Annotated in this window: 16 protein-coding genes; 7 read left to right on the forward strand and 9 right to left on the reverse strand. The window is 62.5% G+C overall.

What is annotated here, in order from left to right:
* Positions 1-68 precede the first annotated feature (68 nt).
* From BLJAPNOD_RS10275 to BLJAPNOD_RS10285, 3 genes are all read left to right on the forward strand, one after another.
* Positions 69-908, forward strand: coding sequence for a DUF4432 family protein (locus BLJAPNOD_RS10275; RefSeq protein WP_115419725.1), 840 nt, complete (start codon positions 69-71; stop codon positions 906-908).
* A gap of 79 nt (positions 909-987) precedes the next feature.
* Entirely contained in the window at positions 988-1,326 is a 339-nt protein-coding gene (locus tag BLJAPNOD_RS10280; RefSeq protein WP_025427758.1) for a TIGR01244 family sulfur transferase, read from the forward strand.
* A gap of 125 nt (positions 1,327-1,451) precedes the next feature.
* Positions 1,452-1,802: a cupin domain-containing protein gene (locus BLJAPNOD_RS10285; RefSeq protein WP_115419726.1), complete on the forward strand. Its 351-nt coding sequence runs from the start codon at positions 1,452-1,454 to the stop codon at positions 1,800-1,802.
* A gap of 263 nt (positions 1,803-2,065) precedes the next feature.
* Here BLJAPNOD_RS10285 and BLJAPNOD_RS10290 read toward each other — a convergent pair whose 3' ends face one another.
* The 3 genes from BLJAPNOD_RS10290 to BLJAPNOD_RS10300 are packed head-to-tail and all read right to left on the reverse strand — an operon-like array spanning position 2,066 to position 5,688.
* Entirely contained in the window at positions 2,066-3,712 is a 1,647-nt protein-coding gene (locus BLJAPNOD_RS10290) for a thiamine pyrophosphate-binding protein (RefSeq protein ID WP_115419727.1), read from the reverse strand.
* A gap of 44 nt (positions 3,713-3,756) precedes the next feature.
* Complete coding sequence (locus tag BLJAPNOD_RS10295) at positions 3,757-4,710, reverse strand: DMT family transporter (protein WP_115419728.1); 954 nt, start codon at positions 4,708-4,710, stop codon at positions 3,757-3,759.
* 12 nt (positions 4,711-4,722) lie between these two features.
* Positions 4,723-5,688 (reverse strand): alpha/beta hydrolase, encoded by a 966-nt coding sequence (locus tag BLJAPNOD_RS10300; protein WP_115421236.1) that lies wholly within the window; start codon positions 5,686-5,688, stop codon positions 4,723-4,725.
* Positions 5,689-5,906: 218 nt separating this feature from the next.
* Here BLJAPNOD_RS10300 and BLJAPNOD_RS10305 point away from each other — a divergent pair, with 218 nt between their 5' ends.
* Together BLJAPNOD_RS10305 and ettA are read left to right on the forward strand one after the other, a co-directional pair.
* Positions 5,907-6,653, forward strand: coding sequence for a ribonuclease (locus BLJAPNOD_RS10305; RefSeq protein WP_115419729.1), 747 nt, complete (start codon positions 5,907-5,909; stop codon positions 6,651-6,653).
* 116 nt (positions 6,654-6,769) lie between these two features.
* Complete coding sequence (ettA, locus tag BLJAPNOD_RS10310; RefSeq protein WP_115419730.1) at positions 6,770-8,419, forward strand: energy-dependent translational throttle protein EttA; 1,650 nt, start codon at positions 6,770-6,772, stop codon at positions 8,417-8,419.
* 335 nt (positions 8,420-8,754) lie between these two features.
* Here ettA and BLJAPNOD_RS10315 read toward each other — a convergent pair whose 3' ends face one another.
* Entirely contained in the window at positions 8,755-9,687 is a 933-nt protein-coding gene (locus tag BLJAPNOD_RS10315; RefSeq protein ID WP_115419731.1) for a ribose-phosphate pyrophosphokinase, read from the reverse strand.
* A 400-nt stretch (positions 9,688-10,087) separates the two neighbouring features.
* Here BLJAPNOD_RS10315 and BLJAPNOD_RS10320 point away from each other — a divergent pair, with 400 nt between their 5' ends.
* Together BLJAPNOD_RS10320 and metF are read left to right on the forward strand one after the other, a co-directional pair.
* Positions 10,088-11,107, forward strand: coding sequence for a metalloregulator ArsR/SmtB family transcription factor (locus tag BLJAPNOD_RS10320; protein ID WP_115419732.1), 1,020 nt, complete (start codon positions 10,088-10,090; stop codon positions 11,105-11,107).
* Positions 11,108-11,109: 2 nt separating this feature from the next.
* Complete coding sequence (gene metF / locus BLJAPNOD_RS10325) at positions 11,110-12,051, forward strand: methylenetetrahydrofolate reductase [NAD(P)H] (RefSeq protein WP_115419733.1); 942 nt, start codon at positions 11,110-11,112, stop codon at positions 12,049-12,051.
* A gap of 575 nt (positions 12,052-12,626) precedes the next feature.
* Here metF and BLJAPNOD_RS10330 read toward each other — a convergent pair.
* The 5 genes from BLJAPNOD_RS10330 to BLJAPNOD_RS10350 all read right to left on the reverse strand — a co-directional run bounded on the left by BLJAPNOD_RS10330 (position 12,627) and on the right by BLJAPNOD_RS10350 (position 18,147).
* Positions 12,627-13,565 carry a DMT family transporter gene (locus tag BLJAPNOD_RS10330; protein WP_115419734.1) on the reverse strand — a complete coding sequence of 313 codons (939 nt, stop codon included), beginning with the start codon at positions 13,563-13,565 and terminating at the stop codon, positions 12,627-12,629.
* Positions 13,566-13,910: 345 nt separating this feature from the next.
* Positions 13,911-15,107 (reverse strand): lytic murein transglycosylase, encoded by a 1,197-nt coding sequence (locus BLJAPNOD_RS10335; protein WP_115419735.1) that lies wholly within the window; start codon positions 15,105-15,107, stop codon positions 13,911-13,913.
* A 153-nt stretch (positions 15,108-15,260) separates the two neighbouring features.
* Positions 15,261-16,046 (reverse strand): glycoside hydrolase family 25 protein, encoded by a 786-nt coding sequence (locus BLJAPNOD_RS10340; protein WP_077499924.1) that lies wholly within the window; start codon positions 16,044-16,046, stop codon positions 15,261-15,263.
* Positions 16,047-16,165: 119 nt separating this feature from the next.
* A complete protein-coding gene (locus tag BLJAPNOD_RS10345) occupies positions 16,166-16,900 on the reverse strand; it encodes a class I SAM-dependent methyltransferase (protein ID WP_115419736.1) in 735 nt (244 codons plus the stop codon).
* Positions 16,897-18,147: a DUF3419 family protein gene (locus BLJAPNOD_RS10350; protein ID WP_115419737.1), complete on the reverse strand. Its 1,251-nt coding sequence runs from the start codon at positions 18,145-18,147 to the stop codon at positions 16,897-16,899. The genes BLJAPNOD_RS10345 and BLJAPNOD_RS10350 overlap by 4 nt, the downstream gene beginning before the upstream one ends.
* Positions 18,148-18,161: the final 14 nt, after the last annotated feature.

The raw sequence follows: 18,161 nt of genomic DNA on the forward strand, positions 1-18,161 counted from the left end.
GCCTTTGTCGGGTATCATGTCTTTGTGATCGCTGTGATTCCCGTCGGTTGGGGGTGGAGGGCCGGTGCATGCGAACGAGATTTGATGCACCTGATGACGCACAGGAGAATCACATTCTGTTCGACCGCGCGTCGGCGCTCGACATCGCTGCCTTCGTCGTCGACGGCGTTGACCTTTCGCCGGGTGCGGCGATTCCCTCCGACGGCGATCCGCGCATCGACCGGGCGCTGGCCGGCTTTCTCTTCACCTGCGGACCCGAGCACATCCGACATCCCGAGCCGATTGCAGCTGGCGAGGAGAGTGCGCGCTACCCCCTTCACGGCTCGCTTGCCGGCACGCCAGTCAAGCACACGCACATGTCTGCCGACGCCACGCTTTGCATCGCCACGGTCGAGGTCAACCTTGCCGATGGCGGCCACGCACTGCTGGAGCGCCGCTGGCACGTGGACGCCGACCGGGACGAGGTGATGCTGGAAGACCGGCTGACCAACACCGGCGCCGGCGCCTTTCCACCGATGATGATGTACCACCTCAATATTGCCGGCAGGTTGGTCGGTGATGAAACCCGCATCATCAGCCCATCCTTTGCTGAAGGGGAGCGCGCCTGGCGCTTCGGCGAGGGCGAAAGTGCACATTTCTGCATTCCGGCCAAGGTGGAGGCGGATGGCTGGTCAGAAGTGGCGCTTGCCCCGCTCGTCGGTGGCAAGCGGCTTTCGGTGCGCTTTCACGCCGATACGCTGCCTTTTCTGCAGATGTGGCGCTGTCAGCGCGGCAACGCCGACGTCATCAGCATCGAGCCTGCGTCGCATCGGTTGGCCAAGCGGCCGGAGCTCGGCGCTGCCGGGGAGCTGAAACTGCTTGAGCCCGGCCAAACGCAGACCTATGCACTCGCCTTCGGCGTCGCCTGACTCAAGCGTTTGGAATTGACGCCGACGGGTACCGCGCCTACATCAATCGCCTCAGGTTTTTTGCAAGGGTAAAGCTGCCATGGACATCCGCCCGATCAACGACGAATACTCGGTTTCCGGCCAGATCACAGTCGAGGACCTCGACCAGATCAAGGCGCTTGGCTTCAAGTCCATCGTCTGCCACCGCCCCGATTTCGAGGCGCCAGACCAGCCGACCTTCGATTCCATCGCAGCGCGCGCGCAGGAGCTGGGCATCGAGACCATGCATATCCCCGTCGGCCCGATGGGCGTAACGGCGGACGCAGTTCAAAAGATGGTCGACGCTCTCGACGAATTCCAGCGGCCGATGCTCGGCTATTGCCGTTCCGGCGCCCGCTCGACAGCGGTCTTCCAGCAGACCCAGCATATTCGCGGCTGAGCCGGTTCAGCGCAGCAGTGCAGGGGCGTCACTGCGCCCCGCAATGCCTTGCGCCCAAGGGTGCCAGGCAAACCGACATGCCGGCTCGCCCGTGATTCGAACAATCGAATGGCGGAGGAGATTGCATGTCCGGAATACATCTGATCGAGCGCGAGCAGTGGGCTGAGAGGCCCGATGTCTGGCAGGGCGAATTTCAGGGTGGCGCCTATGGCGCCGACGTCTCGGTGATGTTCTTTACCACCGACAGGATCGGCGGCGGGCCGAAGCTGCATCGCCATCCCTATCCCGAGACCTTCATCATCCGGACTGGCAGGGCGTTGTTTACCGTCGGCGATCGCAAGATCGAAGCTGAAGCCGGGCAGATCGTCGTGGCGCCGGCCAACGTGCCGCACAAGTTCGAAAATCTTGGGCCGGGGCGCCTTGAGACCACCGACCTGCATGCGACCGGAGCGTTTGCGACGGAGTGGCTGGAGTAAGCAGGAAGCGGCAGCTCGGTCTGGCAGTGGGCACCACCTCCCTGCGTCGTCGACACGACGCAGCTGGATTCCTGTGACGAGCACAGGAATGAGGAAGTGCAAGTCGGTGCCGCTGCGCGCACACGCCACGTTTGCGGAGATGTGCCATCGCGTTGGAAGGTCTCGACCGCAACAGTTGAATTCCCTCATTCCTGTGCTTGTCACAGGAATCCAGCCACGGCGCGTCCGCGCCGTGATTGAACCTTCCTAGAGAACGAACCCGCTCAACCCTTCCTGATCTCGCTCAGCGTGCGCGTCGGCGTAATCGCTTCCGGATCGAGCTTGATCTCGATGATCGCTGGCTTGCCGCTGGCGCGGGCGCGCAGGAACGCATCGGCGAACTCTTCCGTCTTTTCCACCGTCTCGCCGTGGCCGCCATAGGCGCGGGCAAGGGCTGCGAAATCCGGATTGGTCAGGTCCGTGGCGCTGACGCGGCCGGGGTAGTCGCGCTCCTGGTGCATGCGGATGGTGCCGTAGATGCCGTTGTTGACGACGACGGTGATGATCGGCAGGCGGTAGCGCACCGCGGTGGCGAACTCCTGGCCGTGCATCAGGAAGCAGCCGTCGCCGGCAAAGCAGATGACTTCGCGGTCCGGATGCAGGTGCTTGGCGGCAACGGCTGCCGGCAGGCCATAACCCATGGAGCCGGATGCGGGCGCTGCCTGTGTCGCGTATCTGCGGAAGCGGTGGAAGCGATGCACCCAGGTGGCGTAGTTGCCGGCGCCGTTGGTGAAGATGGTGTCCTCGGGCGTGTTCGCCTCGATCCAGTTCATGATCGGGCCCATGCGAACGTCGCCGGGGCCGGTTTCCGGCGGTGTCGACCACTTGAGATAGGCTTCGTGCATCGCCCTGGTGCGCGCCGACCAGGCGGGCTCGGCCGCCGGTGCAAGGCCTTCGAGCGCGGCGACGAAATCGCGCGGGCTGGCGGCGATCGGCAGTTCCGGCCGGTAGACGCGGCCGAGTTCGGAGGCATCCGGATGCACATGAACCAGCGTCTGGCGCGGGTAGGGGCTATCCATCAGCGTGTAGCCGGACGAAGGCATTTCGGAGAAGCGGCCGCCGATCAGAAGCACCAGATCGGTTTCCTTGATCTCCTTGGCGAGCGCCGGGTTGATGCCGATGCCGACATCGCCGGCATAGTTGGGGTGCAGGTGGTCGAACAGCATCTGGCGGCGGAAGGAGCAGCCGACCGGCAGGCTCCAGCGCTCGGCGAAGCGCTGGAATTCGGCGACGCTGTCGGCCGTCCAGCGCGTGCCGCCGAGAATGGCGATCGGGCGTTTGGCGCCTTCGAGCAGCGCGCCGAGCTTCTTGATCTGGGACGGACCCGGATGCCCTTCGACCGGCTGGTACGGTTTGGCCGCCGGTGCCTCGGCGTTGCGCGTCAGCATGTCCTCAGGCAGCGTCAGCACGACAGGGCCGGGCCGGCCCGAAGTGGCGACCGCAAAGGCGCGGGTGACGAATTCGGGAATGCGGGCGGGATCGTCGATCTCGCCGACCCATTTGGCGACCTCGGTGAAGGCGCGGCGATATTCGATCTCCTGGAAGGCTTCGCGCTCGCGTGCCTCGCTCTGCACCTGGCCGATGAACAGGATCATCGGGATCGAATCCTGCTTTGCGACATGGAGGCCTGCCGAGGCATTCGTGGCGCCGGGGCCGCGCGTCACCATGCAGATGCCGGGCTCGCCGCTGAGGCGTCCCCAGGCATCGGCCATCATCGCAGCGCCTCCCTCCTGGCGGCAGACGACGACATCGATATCGGTGTCATAGAGCGCATCCAGCACCGCCAGATAGCTTTCGCCGGGCACGCAGGCGATGCGTTTAACGCCATTGGCGACGAGCGCGTCGACGACGAGCTGACCTCCAGTTTTCATGTTTTCCTCCCGATAGTCATTCTTTTGTTTTCAGACTGCTTATTTCAGATTGCAGGCGAGACCGGAGCGATGCTCGCGGTCTTGTCGACCCGGCGTTCCCGCCAGATGATGTAGAGGCCGGAGCCGATGATGATGGAAATGCCGAGCCATTTCAGCGCGTCGGGCAAATGGCCGAAGACCAACCAGCCGAAGATCGTCGCCGAGACGATTTCGAGATATTGCAGCGGTGCCAGCACCGAGGCCGGAGCCGAGCGATAGGCATAGACCCCGAGCACGCCGGAAATGGTGGCGGTGACGCCGACGCCGAGCAGGTAGAGCCAGGCGTTGCCCGCCGGCAAGACCGGATCGAAGACATTGGATCCGCTGCCTTCGCCAAGCCAGAGCAGGACGAGACAGAAGAGCCCGCCCCAGATGCCGGCATGGAACTGCATAGACCAGGGGTCCTCGTTCTGCGCCACCATGCGCGTCACCAGCAGGAACACCGCCAGACCGAAGGCGGCGACGATCGGCAGCAGCGCGATGAGGCCCACCTCCTGCATGCTCGGCTGGATGACGAGTAGCGCGCCGAGGAAACCGACCGCGCAGGCGGTGTAGCGCCGCCAGCCGATGGTTTCCTTCAGGAAGATGCTGCCGAGGATGGTGAGGATGATCGGCTCGACGAAGAAGATGGCGATGGCATCGGCCACTTCCATCACCTTCAGCGTGGTGATGAAGGAGAGCATGGTGACGACAAGCAGGCCGCCACGCAGCGCATGCAGCGCCGTCTTGCGCCAGGTGAGGTCGAACAGGCTGCCGCGCACCAGCACGATCGGCAGGATGAAGACCACCTGCAGGATGAAGCGTACAGCGGTAATCTGCGCCGAGGGAACGGTTGCGATCGCCAGCTTGGCGAAGATGTCGATCAGCGGCGACAGGAGCACCGAAAGGACCATCAGCGTCAGGCCGAAGGAGATCCGGTCATTGGCTTTGGCGGTCTTGGGGAGGGACATGTCTGCCATGGTGATTTCGGGTCAGAACCTCTTGCCAACGGCAACCTTGCCGGCCGCAGTCTTGTTGGTGGCAGATTGGCACCAGGCCGCAAAATCCGCGGTCGCCTTCTCGCGGCCGATCTCGTTGAGCGTCTCGTGGCGCATGCCCTCGTGGATCGTGATCGACACATCCGTCATGCCGCGCGCCTTCATTCGTTCGCCAAGCCATCTGATCGCAGCGCCGTTTTCGGTCGAGGGGTCGGCGCTGCCGCCGACGAGATGGACGGGCAGGTTTGCCGGCAGGCGCGCCAGCCGGTCCGCCCGTGCGCCGGCAAAGGCGAGCCGCATGAGGTCCAGCCACAGCGAGACAGTCGCGTCGAAGCCGCAAAGCGGGTCGGCGATGTACTTCGCTACCTCGGCCTCGTCGCGCGACAGCCAGTCGGAATCGGTCTTGCGATCCTTGATCGCCTGACCCCAGGCGCCAAAGGTGAGCTTGGAGAGTAACGGGCTCGGCACATCCGAGCCCTTGAGCGCCTTTTCGATCTTCAGGATCAACTGGCCGCCGCGCCCGGCAATGCCCGGACGGAAGTTCGAGTTCCAGACGGCGAGCGCGTCATAGAGATCAGGATCTGTTTCGGCGGCGTTGAGCGCGATCAGCCCGCCCATGGAATGGCCGAAGAGAATGACCGGCAGGCCCGCATGGGCCTCGACGGCAAGCGCGCGCATCGCCTTGATGTCGGCAAACACCTTGTCGAGCCCGTCCCGGTTCGAGAACATCGCAAGCGGCGCATCCGGCGCGCGGGTCGCACCGTGGCCGCGATGGTCATGGGCGTAGACGTTAAAGCCGTGGGCGGCCATCACGTCCGCGAAACGGGTATAGCGGCCGGAATGTTCGGCAAGCCCGTGGCTGACGAGAAGAATGCCGCGCGCCTCGATGGTTGCCGGATGGTGGCGCCAGCTTAAGGTAGCGCCTGTCGGGCTTTGATGCGTCCTCACCTGCCCGAACATGCCTTCTCCCGGACCAATCGTCAGCTTGCCCGATATCAAATCGATTTGCATGGGAAAGGCAATCGCTGCTTGGTGATCTCTACGCATGAGGTCACAAGCGATTTCCCGCATCTGTAATTACCAGTTGCAATTTTCCCGTTTTGAGCGATATTTGTTCCCGTTTTGTTTTATATCGGGAGAGTGTCATGGCATGTTGGAGAAAAGCGATATCAAGTCCAATGACAATTGTTGCGATGGCGCTGGCGATGCTGCTTGCCCCGTCGTCCTTTGCCTTGGCGCAGGAGAAGGTCGACGCTGGCGCGGGTAGCGGTTCGTTCCGAACGGACTACGTGCTTGCCGTCAGCTGGCAGCCGGGCTTCTGCGAGACACGGCCTGAGCGCAAGGAATGCGCCAGCCAGACGGCGGAACGGTTCGATGCCACCAACCTGTCGCTGCATGGGCTCTGGCCCTTGCGCAAGAGCTATTGCGGAGTGGCGGCCGAGATGCGCAGCCAGGACCGCAAGGGCGATTGGCTCGATCTGCCGAAGCTTGCCATGGCAGATGATACGGCAACTCGACTGCTGATCGCGATGCCGGGTGTCCAGTCGGGGCTCGATCGTCATCAATGGTTGCGCAGCGGCACCTGCCAGGGCGGCACGGTCGACGATTACTTCGCGGTGCAATTGCGCATGCTGGAGGAGCTCAACCGGTCGGCCGTCGGCGCGCTCTTTCGAGGACGCATTGGCGCCGAACTCGACGAGGCGGCGATCAAGCAGGCCTTCGACCAGAGCTTTGGCAGTGGCGCCGGCGACCGGGTGCGCATGCGCTGCCAGACAGTTGCGGGACGCAGTGTCATCACCGGCCTGACGATCGGGCTGACCGGGGACATCTCGGGAAAGACCGGCCTTGCGCCACTGATCCAGGCGGCGGGGCCGACGGAGTTCAAATGCGTCAAAGGCATTGCCGACGCGGCGGGGCGTGGGTAGGCACAGACACGACACAGCCATGGGATAGGCGGGGGCGAGCGCCTTTGGCGATTGCCCCTTTGCACTAATTCGCCTACATAGCGGGCAAATTTCCTTCCCATGTGGAGCATTCCTTTATGGCACGTCAATTCATCTATCATATGACCGGGCTCAACAAGTCCTACGGCGCGAAGAAGGTCCTGGACAACGTCCATCTGTCGTTTTACCCGGACGCGAAGATCGGTATCCTCGGCCCGAACGGCGCCGGTAAGTCGACGGTGCTGCGCATCATGGCCGGCCTCGACAAGGAATATACCGGCGAGGCCTGGCTCGCCGAAGGTGCGACCATCGGTTACCTGCCGCAGGAGCCGCAGCTCGACCCGACCAAGACCGTGCTCGAAAACGCCATGGAAGGCGTTGCCGCGAAGACCGCGATCGTTGAGCGCTACAACGAACTGATGATGAACTATTCCGACGAGACAGCGGAAGAGGGCGCAAGGCTGCAGGACATCATCGACGGCCAGAACCTGTGGGATCTGGAGAGCCAGGTCGAAATGGCGATGGAAGCGCTGCGCTGCCCGCCGGGTGACGCCGACGTCACCAGCCTTTCGGGCGGTGAAAAGCGTCGTATCGCACTCTGCAAGCTGCTGCTGTCGCAGCCTGACCTGCTGCTGCTCGACGAACCGACCAACCACCTTGACGCCGAGACGATCGCCTGGCTCGAAAAGCACCTGCGCGAATATCCGGGCGCCGTGCTGATGATCACCCACGACCGCTACTTCCTCGACAACGTCACCGGCTGGATCCTCGAGCTCGACCGCGGCCGCAGCATTCCGTACGAAGGCAACTACTCGGCCTACCTCGTTGCAAAAGCCAAGCGCATGCAGCAGGAAGGCCGCGAAGAGGCTTCCCGCCAGAAGGCGATTGCCCGCGAGCAGGAATGGATCGCCTCCAGCCCGAAGGCCCGCCAGGCCAAGTCCAAGGCGCGTATCCGCTCCTATGACGAACTGGTTGACGCTGCAGAAAACCAGCGTCCCGGCGACGCACAGATCATCATCCCGGTCGGCGAACGTCTTGGCCAGGTGGTCATCGAGATGGATGGCGTCACCAAGGGGTATGGCGATCGCCTCCTGATCGACGGCCTGTCTCTGAAGCTGCCGCCGGGCGGCATCGTCGGCATCATCGGCCCGAACGGCGCCGGCAAGACGACGCTGTTCCGCATGATCACCGGCCAGGAACAGCCCGATAGCGGCTCGATCCGTATCGGCGAGACGGTGCATCTGGGCTATGTCGACCAGAGCCGCGACGCGCTCGACGGCAACAAGACCGTCTGGGAAGAAATCTCCGGCGGTGCCGAAGTCATCAAGCTCGGCAAGTACGAGATGAACTCGCGCGCCTATTGCTCGACCTTCAACTTCAAGGGCGGCGACCAGCAGCAGAAGGTCGGCAACCTCTCGGGCGGTCAGCGCAACCGCGTCCACCTCGCCAAGATGCTGAAGAACGGCGGCAACGTGCTGCTGCTCGACGAACCGACCAACGACCTCGACACCGAGACGTTGGCGGCACTCGAAATCGCGCTCGAAAACTTCGCCGGCTGCGCCGTTATCATCAGCCACGACCGCATGTTCCTCGACCGCCTGGCGACCCACATCCTCGCCTTTGAAGGCGACAGCCAGGTTGAATGGTTCGAAGGCAACTTCGAAGACTACGAAAAGGACAAGATCCGCCGCCTCGGCCCGGATTCGGTCAACCCGAAGCGCGTCACCTACAAGCGCCTGACGCGCTAACAGTCTTGCGCGTCGCGTGAGCCCGGTCTCGCGCGACGCGCCCGTCTTCTGCGGCATGGGTAAGGCGGCAGCCGTCTTGCCGCCTGTGACGTTGGGCGCCGTGCGTCCAGAAGAACGCACCAGGGTTGCTCCAAGCACTCTCATTCCAGAAAATCTTATCCGCCTTTAGTGGTTCCACTTGAACGCGGGATGTTCTGCAGCGTTTCGGGTTTAGAGGAGTCGCAGAAGCGCTCTGGTACCTTATTCTTACGCTTTTCCTGACGGAAAACCGCTTCGCACTTTTCCGGGGAATGTTCTAGCGTGGCATGGCGGTGGGTATCGCACCACGCGCCGACTTAGTTGAAAAGGCTTGAAACGCTTTGCTCTCTCGCCGTCCGGGCGAGGGCCTCGCCTATCAATGGCGCGATGGTGATGCGTCTGATGTTGGGGGTGTGACGCTGAGCTTCGGTTTCGCGAATGGAATCGGTCACGACCAGCTCCTTGAGGCTGCTGGTACCAATACGTTCGCAGGCACCCTCGGAAAGAACGCCATGGGTTACATAGGCCGAAACCTCCTTGGCACCCGATTTCAACAACGCTTCCGCCGCGTTGATCAACGTCCCGCCACTATCGACGATGTCGTCGATCAGAAGACAGCTCTTCCCGGCCACATCTCCAATGATGTTCATGACTTCCGACACGCCTACGCCGGGGCGCCGTTTGTCGATGATCGCGAGATCGGTGCCAATGCGCTTGGCGATAGCGCGAGCGCGCGCCACGCCGCCTACGTCGGGCGAAACGATGATTGAATCCCTGGTGTCGTAGTGCTCCTGAATGTCGCGGCACGTCACGGGCGCTGAATAGAGATTGTCAGTCGGAATATCGAAAAAGCCCTCTATCTGATCCGTATGCAGGTCGACCGTTATGACGCGGTGGCCACCTGCGCCCGCGATCATGTTGGCGACCAACTTCGCCGAGATCGGCGTGCGGCCAACGGCGCGGCGATCCTGACGGGCATAGCCGAAGTAAGGGATGACGGCGGTGACACGGCGAACCGACGAGCGTCGCAGCGTATCGGCCAGGATGAGCAATTCCATGAGATGGCCGTCGGCCGGGGCGCTTGTCGACTGGAGAATATAGACATCCTCACCGCGCACATTCTCATGAAGCTGAACGTGGATTTCCTGGTCGGCGAAGCGCTTGACCGTGCAGTCTATCAGGGGAAGATCTAAGTGGTGGGCAACGGCTTCGGCAAGGGCGCGGTTGGAGTTACCGGTCACCAGCTTCATGAGCGCGATCCTGTTTCAAGGAGCCTTCGGGAGCAGAAGTTTGCGTCTTCGGCACCCTTAGAGTGTTGCGTGTGGAATCACAATCAATCGCCTTGCATTTCTTGCGAGATGATCGGTTTGGTTTAACTACAGCCTGGGCCCGGTTGCCGCTTGCGGACAACAAGCCTGTTTACGCCGTCGCTTGCAAATCAACCGGATGCAATCCGCCAGCGAAAAAGCGGTTGACCTCGAAACGCCGATTGGAGAAACGCCGCGCGAAGGCAAGCTTCGTCTGCGTGCCTGAAGGAACGGTGGAAAGTCCTGTTCCTTGAGCGGCATAGTTTGCTCTGTCAGCGCAAATCCGCTTGCGCTACACCCTTAAATCACATAAACATATCTTTATGTGTTGATGGGGATTGGTATGGCGGATCAGAGAGAACTTGGTCTCGACGCGCTGGTGGATGTGTTGAAGGCTGCGGGTGAGCCCACCCGCATGCGCCTGCTCGCCCTGCTTGGTGCGGGAGATCTCACCGTCACCGATCTTACCGAAATTCTTGGACAATCGCAGCCCCGCATTTCGAGGCACCTGAAGTTGCTGGCCGAGGTCGAACTCGTCGACCGTTACCAGGAAGGCGCATGGGCTTATTTCCGCCTTCGTCAGGAGGGCTCCCGCGTGTCGCTGGTGCGGGCGATGCTTGCCTCGGCCACATCGGACGACGCGGTTCTTTCTCGCGATGCCTCGAGGCTAGTCACCCTGAAGAAGGCGCGCGCCGAAAAGGCGCAGGCCTATTTCAGCCGCAACGCCGCCGGCTGGGATGAACTGCGGCGGCTGCATGTCAGCGAGCGGGACGTGGAGACGGCGCTGCGCGACATGGTTGGCGACGAGCCGGTCGAAAGCCTTTTGGATCTGGGCACCGGCACAGGCCGCATCCTGCAACTGTTCGAAGGCCTCTACCGCCGCGGCATCGGCATCGATGCCAGCCGCGACATGCTGGCCGTTGCCCGCTCCAATCTCGACCGTGCCGGCATCACCAAGGCGTCCATCCGCCATGGCGATATCTTCAACCTGCCGCTCGATGGGCAGGTGTTCGATCTCGTCACCATTCATCAGGTGCTGCATTTCCTCGATCAGCCGGAAGCGGCGATCGCCGAGGCCGCCCGCATGCTGACGCCCGGCGGACGGCTGGTGATCATCGATTTTGCCCCGCACGGGCTGGAGCACTTGCGCGACGAACATGCCCATGCGCGGCTCGGCTTCTCGCATCAGGCGATGACCGATTGGCTGGCGAAGGCCGGGCTCCAACTGGAAAAGACGACCGATCTGTCGCCGGAAGGCACGGACGGAGGAAAACTGACGGTGACAATCTGGCTGGCGCGCGATCAGCGCGCCGTCGAGGAGAGCGAAGCGCCACATCAGCGCATGCAAGCAGGGGGACTTTGAGAATGACGGCACAGACGCTTTATCCTGCCGAGCGCGGCAATCTGCGGCTTTCCTTCGAATACTTCCCCCCAAAAACCGACGAGATGGAAGCGCAGCTCTTCCAGACGGCCGAAGAGCTCTCCGTCTTTTGTCCCGCCTTCGTGACTGTCACCTATGGTGCGGGCGGTTCGACCAAGACGCGGTCGCTGACGACAGTCAAGCGGATGATCGAGGAGAAGGGCTTTGCCAACACGGCAGCGCACCTGACCTGCGTCGGCGCGCCCAAGTCGGAGGTGGACACGGTTATCGATGAGTTTCTTGCCTTCGGCGTTCGCCACTTCGTGGCGCTGCGCGGCGATCCGCAGGGCGGCATCGGCAGCACCTACGCGCCCTTTCCCGGTGGTTATGAGAGCAGTTCCGATCTCGTGCGGGCGCTTCGTGATCGCGGCGATGTCGAGATCTCGGTATCGTCCTATCCGGAAAAGCACCCGGAAAGCCCTGACGTCGATGCCGACATCGACATGCTGAAGCGCAAGGTGGATGCCGGTGCGACGCGCGCGCTCACCCAGTTCTTCTTCGACAACGACGATTTCGAGCGCTATCTCGAACGCGTGCGCCGGGCGGGCATCGAGATCCCGATCGTGCCGGGCATCCTGCCGATCAACAACCTCAGCCAGGTGCAGAAGTTCGCCGGCCTTTGCGGCGCCAGCGTGCCGGAGGTGATCGTCACCCGTCTTGCGCATCTGGAGGACCAACCGACCGAGCGCTTCAAGGAGGCGACGCATATCGCTGCCGAGCAGATCGTCGATCTCGCCCGCCGCGGTGTCAGGGACTTTCATCTCTATACGATGAACCGTTCGCCGCTGATCACCGCCGTCTGCGACCTCGTCGGGTTCGAGCGCGCCGACGAGATGGCGCAAGACGAGCAGGTCGCGCTGAAGGCGGTTGCCGGCGCGGCGGCGTAAAGCCCCGCGATTTCGCCAGCAAACATCAAAAGGGTCGATTTCCTCAGGCCTGTGCGGGTGTTCCGGGGGAAACCGTTCCGAAAAAGCGAAAGCGCATGAAGGTGTCCTTCATGCGCTTTCTTTTTTCCTGCAGCGTCGAGGCAGATTGCTGTGTTGGCCTACCTCAAAAATCTCTGCTGCAAATTGGATTCCCGGAAAATTAAAGTCCCTATTTCGGTCTGGACTCTCAGTGGCCTGACTTCAGATGAAGAGCATTGTCGCCACGAATACGAACGCTGCACTAATCATGAGGACATTCAACGAATGTGTAAGTCCCATCGAAGACCCTCCTTGCGCTGACGGTTAAAACATAGGGCGAATTATCGGCGCTTAAAAGGGAAACTTGTGCTGCAGTGCAAAAATGCGTGATCACATTTGCCTTATCAACAGGGCTAGTAGATTGAAATTAAAACGCATTTTAACGTGCCACATTTTTTTCACAATCGCTGCCGGAAGGTTAATGTAAACAGATGTAACCGAGCGTGAGTGCTTCGGAAGGGCACGTTTTCCGCCATGTCCGGCCAGTTCGATTCCTCCTATGCGGCGCGTTTCACCCTGAGGATCCGGCCGTCGAGTACGGCAAGGCCGGCTGCGATCAGCGCCATGCCGCCCACATCCGCCGGCTGCAATGTCTCGCCCAGGAAGAGGTAGCCGAGCAGGATTGCGCTCGGCGGGACCAGAAGCGTGACCAGTGACGTGTTGGTGGCGCCGACTTCGCCCATGATGCGGAAGAACAGGATGTAGCCATAGGCGGTCGATACGAGCGCCAGGCCAAGAATGGCCAGCGTTGCCTCGATCGGTGGCATCGGCAGGGCCCAGGGCGTGTCGATGAGGGCTGCGACCGGCAGCATCATCAGGGACGAGGCGGTCAATTGGCCGGCCGCGGTGACAGGTGGAGCCAGGCCGCGGAAGCGTTTGCCGTAGGTCGCCGCCAGACCATAGCTGACGGCGGCCAGCACCGGCAGCATGAGCGCCCAGAGCGGCACGCTGCTGGCATTGCCGAACAGGCCGGCAATCGCGCTCGGTCCGATCAGCACCACCGTGCCGGCAAGGCCGAGCAGGCAGCCGCCGATCTTGCCGGCGCTGAGCTTCTCGTCGTCGGTTGCCATGTTGGCGATGATCACGGTCCAGACCGGCGTGGTTGCGTTCAGGATCGCCGCAAGCCCGGCGCCGACCTGGGTTTGTCCGAGAAAGATAAAGGCGTGCGGAATGGCGTTGTTGATCAGGCCCATCAGCAGGAATTCGCGCCAGCGGCTTGTTAGCGCCTGATAAATGCCGAAACGGCCGCGGATGTAGATGTGCAGCGCCAGGGCGGCCAGGCCGAGCCGCAGGAACACGAGCGTGAAAGGCGGCACATGCGCGACGGCGACGCGGGCAAAGAAGAAGGATCCGCCCCAGATGAGCCCGAGCAGGGCAAGAAGCGCCCAGGTCCGCATGGTCATCTGCTGGCTGGCGGACTGTGCCGGTGCATTCATGGTGCTGCTCGCGCTTTCTGCGCGGCCGCTGCCGATGAAATCGAGCCGTCGGCATGCGCAATGGAATTGTGCCGCTTGCCCAGCCGCCACGTCCCCCGGGGACTCGGAAGGTTGCGTGAAGAGGTGCGATACAGATCTAGCGCGGTGCAGCGACGGGCACCACCCGGTTCTTGCAAGCTCCCAGGCGCCGGACAGCGCCCGATCGATATCGATGTGTGCAATTAGCCAATGACGGGGGATCTACCCCGGCCGTACCGACGGGTACGGCCATGCAAAAAAATAGCCCGGCCAAATCCTGGCCGGGCCGATGCTTTCAGTGTTTCCGGTTTCCTGACAGAAAACCGCTTACAGCGAGTTCAGCAATTCGAGCGTCGCCCAGCCGTCGGCGGGACGGCCGAGACGCAGCTGTTCCTTCTGAAGCGCTGCGCGGGTGCCCGAGCCGAGGATACCGTCGACCTTGCCCACGTCGTGTCCGAGCGTCTGAAGCTTGGTCTGCAGCGCCTTCATGCCGGTGTCGTCGAGGCCCAGTTCGGGATTGCCGCCCTCATAGGTCGGTGCGCCGCCGAGCCGGGTTGCGAAATAGGCGGCCGAGGTCGTGTAGATGAACGACTGGTTCCACTCGAGATAGACGTTGAAATTGGGGTAGGTCAGGAACGCGACGCCCTTGCGGCCCTGCGGCAGGACGAGCGAGGCTTCCAGGTTGCCGAAGGCCGTGTCGCCATTGCGCGGCTTGACGCCGAGCGCGAACCAGTCGCTCGCCTTCATGCCCGGCTGCAGGCCGGTTTTTTCCCAGGGCAGCTGTTCGGGAACGCTGACTTCCTGGATCGCCGGCTGGCCGGCCTTGAAGCCGAGGCTCTGGATGAACTTGGCGGCGGTCAGGATCGCGTCCGGCGAGCTTCTCTTCAGGTTGACGTGGCCGTCGCCATCGCCATCGACGCCATAGGCGATGATGTCTTCCGGCAGCATCTGCACCTGGCCGATCTCACCGGCCCAGGCGCCGGTGGTCGTTGCCGGGTCGAGGTCGCCGTGCTGGACCATCTCGATGGCGGCGATCAGCTGCGGACGGAACATTTCCGGCCGGCGGCAGTCATGGGCAAGCGTGACCAGCGCGTCGCGGGTGTTGAAGTCGCCCTGAACGGCACCGAAGTCGGTTTCCATGGCCCAAAAGGCGGTGATGACAGGGGCGGGAACGCCGTATTCTTTCTCGGCGCGGGCGAAGACGGCGGCGTATTCCTTCATCTTCTGCGCGCCGATATCAAGCCGCGACTTGCTGACGGTGCGCTTGGAAAACTCGGTGAAGGTCTGCTTGAACACGCCCTGGGCGCGGTCGCGGCTCAGCACCTTCTCATTGATGGCGGCACCGGCGAGCGCACGGTCGACCACATCGGCCGGCACGCCCTTGGCGACTGCTTCGGCCTTGACGCCCTGCAGGAACGCGCCGAGATCGCCGCCGCAGGCCGGTGCCTGCTGCGCGAAAACGGGGGAGGCTGTCAGCGCGAGAAGCGCGACGGATGCAAGCGCATGCCGGGTTTTGAGGATCATGATAATTCCTTTCTGTCGCCGCAGGGCGCGATGCGCCGCCGCTGGCGGTCAATGTACCAAAGATGCAATCTGCCGATGCTCTCTCAGAGCATTATGACGGAAACAAGAAAATGGGTCGGTTTGCCGCGCTTCTGCACAGAACCGTGGTCGTCGTCATTTCGGCTTGGAGACGGCGGCAACCCAATTCTTCCAGTTCTTCGGCGAGCCGGCAAAGACATTGATGTCGGTGGCGCCGTCGATGCCCGGTATCACACCGGTGCTGGTATATTGCCAGAAGGCCCAGCGGCGCTCGACATAGACTTCACCCGGATGCTTGGCGACGGAGCGGACCCAGAAATGGTGTTCCTTGAACTGGTCGACGAGATTGTCGCGGTGGAAGTCGACCGAGGTGTAGATGATCGGCCGCTTGCCGTAATGGGCTTCGAGCCTATCCATGAAGCGCTTCATCTCGACGCGGACTTCGTCCGGCGAGGGGCGGGTGCGGCAGGTCTTGGATTCGCCGTTCCACTCGACGTCGAGAACCGGCGGCAGATAGACGGCGCTCTTCGGCACGTTGGCGATGAACCAGTCGGCCTGGGCATCCGCCGTCGAGCAGAAGTAATAGAAGTGATAGGGCGCATAGGGAATGCCGGCGGCACGGGCGCGCTGCCAATATTCGTTGAAGCGCGTATCGACCCGGTCCTTGCCTTCCGTCGCCTTGATGAATGCAAAGGAGACGCCGGAATTCTTCACCTTCATCCAGTCGATGTCGCCGTTCCACTTGGAGACGTCGATGCCGTGGATATTGTGGTGGTGGGGCGTGCGGTCGCCGAAATTCTGCGGATCGGTATCGCTGAAGCGCGGCGGGATCGATGCGGTCTGCAGCAGATCGTAATCGGTCGACGAACAGGCCGAAAGGAGGGTGGCAATGGGCAGCAGTGCCAGAAGAAGCCGGCGCATGGAGGTCCTGTTTCGAAAAAATCGACGATCCTGCCTCACACGGTGGCTTCCATAATGGTGATGTCCCCAACGAGGCGTGAACCTCATTTTCACCATATCATCGTAAAAATTGAGTTAGCTCAAGCGGGAATTGCGGCAGCACCCCGGTCTTCCAGCAATGCCGCGGCTGGATTTGCCCGCGCGGATGCTGCGGCCGAAGGGCGATGATAGACCGCGAGCCAGGCATAACCCCGGCCGATGGCCCGGCGCTCAAGCTGTGCGCCGTTGCATCTTGCCCGCTCGGCCAATGCTTCGAACAGCGATTCGCGCGGCGTCACATGGAAGCGCGTGAGCCAGCTTCGCAGCAGGCGGCGGAAGCTTTCCGGCAGCCGTTCCTGCTGGCCGAAATCGGCAATGTGCAGCGAGCCGCCGGGATTGAGCGCGGCAATCGCCGCGTCGATCGCGCCCTGCCAGTCGGGTATCATCGACAGGGAATAGGAGATGACGATCCGGTCGAAGCCGGGCTCGCCAAACAACCGGGGCTCGAAGCTGGTCGCGTCGGCGACACGCAGCATGGCCGGTGTTCTGCCGCGACGGCTGAGCTTGGCTGCCGCCGAGGCGAGCATCTCGGCGGAGATGTCGAGACCGAAGAGCCGGGCCCTGGGAAAGCATGTGCCGATGAGCGCGAGGTTGCGCCCCGTGCCGCACCCGACTTCGAGCACGGAGCAGCCCGCGCCAGCGTTCAGGTCGCGGATCAGCGTGTCGCGGCCGAAGAGATAGTACTTCCGCGTCAGATCGTAAACGTGCCTCTGGTAGCGGTACATGTGGTCCATGCGCCGCTGATGGCTGATCTCTGCTTGCTCCACCCCGCTCATGCCGTCTTCCTGTAGATGTGGAAGCCGCCATAGATCGCCGAGCGGTCGGCATTGCCGAGGGTCAGCGACGCCTCGGCATCATAGTGCCACTGCTGCATCAATGCCGGCGAGAGGCGGCCGTTGAGGATACTGTCTTCGGCAGCGGTGCGGAAGATCACGGTCGCGCCCGCATCGGCGGTGCGGGTGATCTCGGTCCACAGATCGTTCAGCTGCTGGTCGTTCATCCAGTCCTGGGCGTCGAGCAGGACGTAGCGATCGACCGAAGCCGCCGGCTTCTTTGCCAGAAGCTCGGTGAAGCTGGCGTGATGGACAAGGACGTTTTCGGCGCTGTTGCGGATCGTCTCATAGTTGTCGGCGTGCAGGTAGGCCGGAAGCTCGCCCTCGTGCGGCAGGGGATAGCGTCTCGCGAAAGCCTGCCAGGCGAAGTAGTTTTCCCTGAGCGGGAAATGGCACGTCAGCTTTTCCAGGCGGTGGCGAAGCACGGTGGCCAGCGACTTGTCGGCGCTGAGGCTCGCCAGCTCGTCGAACTGCTGCGGCGGGATGCCGAGGCCGAAAAGCGAGCTCTTCTGGCTGGTGATCCAGCGAATGAACGGGCGCTCGAACAGCGGCGCCAGGCGCGTATCGAAGAACTGGCGCTGCTCGCGCATGGAGCGCGCCTGGACGAACTCTTCCGGGTTGACGCCATGCAGGCGCGCGAGCATGTGGCTGGCAGCGATGAAGCGGCCGAGCAGACCGGTGCGATAGATGTTGCGGCCGAAGACGCCGATGCGTCGGCGCCCGGTGATGTCGCGGCCGTTCCAATAGCCACGGGTGACCTGGTCCACCTTCGGGGCGAGGAACAGATCGAAGGCCTGGACGTTCGAACGGGTGCCCTGGGTTGCCAGGAAACGCGTGACATCCTTGTGGCCAGGCAGATGGCGGAAGGCGGCAAGCTTCAGACGGTTGAGCGCGATGTGGTGGGGATTGAGATCGACCACGTCGATGCGGCCGGGATCGGCGGACAGATAGGTCAGCATGTTGCAGCCGCCGGAACCGATGGTGACGATGCGGTGCCCCGGGCGAAGCTGCATGGCTTCCATGTCGACGATAGGGTCTTCCCAGATCTGCGGATAGACGAGGCCGGAGAAGAGCAGGCCGAACAGGCGCTCGGAGAGGCCAGCAAACGAGAAGGTCTTGTGTTGCAGGAGGGCGTTTTTCAGCTTCGGATTGTTTCTGCCAAAGCCGACATCAGGGGCAAGTTCGGTCATCTCTGCCGCTCATC

The sequence above is a fragment of the Ensifer sp. M14 genome (genome assembly GCF_003355565.1).
Lineage (GTDB): Bacteria > Pseudomonadota > Alphaproteobacteria > Rhizobiales > Rhizobiaceae > Ensifer.

What these genes read in the sequence shown, in the direction of transcription:
- BLJAPNOD_RS10315 (WP_115419731.1), bottom strand. Translation starts at nt 9,687, where the DNA reads ATGAAGCTGGTGACCGGTAACTCCAACCGCGCCCTTGCCGAAGCCGTT.
- BLJAPNOD_RS10330 (WP_115419734.1), bottom strand. Translation starts at nt 13,565, where the DNA reads ATGAATGCACCGGCACAGTCCGCCAGCCAGCAGATGACCATGCGGACC.
- BLJAPNOD_RS10295 (WP_115419728.1), bottom strand. Translation starts at nt 4,710, where the DNA reads ATGGCAGACATGTCCCTCCCCAAGACCGCCAAAGCCAATGACCGGATC.
- BLJAPNOD_RS10335 (WP_115419735.1), bottom strand. Translation starts at nt 15,107, where the DNA reads ATGATCCTCAAAACCCGGCATGCGCTTGCATCCGTCGCGCTTCTCGCG.
- BLJAPNOD_RS10290 (WP_115419727.1), bottom strand. Translation starts at nt 3,712, where the DNA reads ATGAAAACTGGAGGTCAGCTCGTCGTCGACGCGCTCGTCGCCAATGGC.
- BLJAPNOD_RS10305 (WP_115419729.1), top strand. Translation starts at nt 5,907, where the DNA reads ATGACAATTGTTGCGATGGCGCTGGCGATGCTGCTTGCCCCGTCGTCC.
- BLJAPNOD_RS10280 (WP_025427758.1), top strand. Translation starts at nt 988, where the DNA reads ATGGACATCCGCCCGATCAACGACGAATACTCGGTTTCCGGCCAGATC.
- BLJAPNOD_RS10320 (WP_115419732.1), top strand. Translation starts at nt 10,088, where the DNA reads ATGGCGGATCAGAGAGAACTTGGTCTCGACGCGCTGGTGGATGTGTTG.
- metF (WP_115419733.1), top strand. Translation starts at nt 11,110, where the DNA reads ATGACGGCACAGACGCTTTATCCTGCCGAGCGCGGCAATCTGCGGCTT.
- BLJAPNOD_RS10345 (WP_115419736.1), bottom strand. Translation starts at nt 16,900, where the DNA reads ATGAGCGGGGTGGAGCAAGCAGAGATCAGCCATCAGCGGCGCATGGAC.
- ettA (WP_115419730.1), top strand. Translation starts at nt 6,770, where the DNA reads ATGGCACGTCAATTCATCTATCATATGACCGGGCTCAACAAGTCCTAC.
- BLJAPNOD_RS10340 (WP_077499924.1), bottom strand. Translation starts at nt 16,046, where the DNA reads ATGCGCCGGCTTCTTCTGGCACTGCTGCCCATTGCCACCCTCCTTTCG.
- BLJAPNOD_RS10285 (WP_115419726.1), top strand. Translation starts at nt 1,452, where the DNA reads ATGTCCGGAATACATCTGATCGAGCGCGAGCAGTGGGCTGAGAGGCCC.
- BLJAPNOD_RS10275 (WP_115419725.1), top strand. Translation starts at nt 69, where the DNA reads ATGCGAACGAGATTTGATGCACCTGATGACGCACAGGAGAATCACATT.
- BLJAPNOD_RS10300 (WP_115421236.1), bottom strand. Translation starts at nt 5,688, where the DNA reads ATGTTCGGGCAGGTGAGGACGCATCAAAGCCCGACAGGCGCTACCTTA.
- BLJAPNOD_RS10350 (WP_115419737.1), bottom strand. Translation starts at nt 18,147, where the DNA reads ATGACCGAACTTGCCCCTGATGTCGGCTTTGGCAGAAACAATCCGAAG.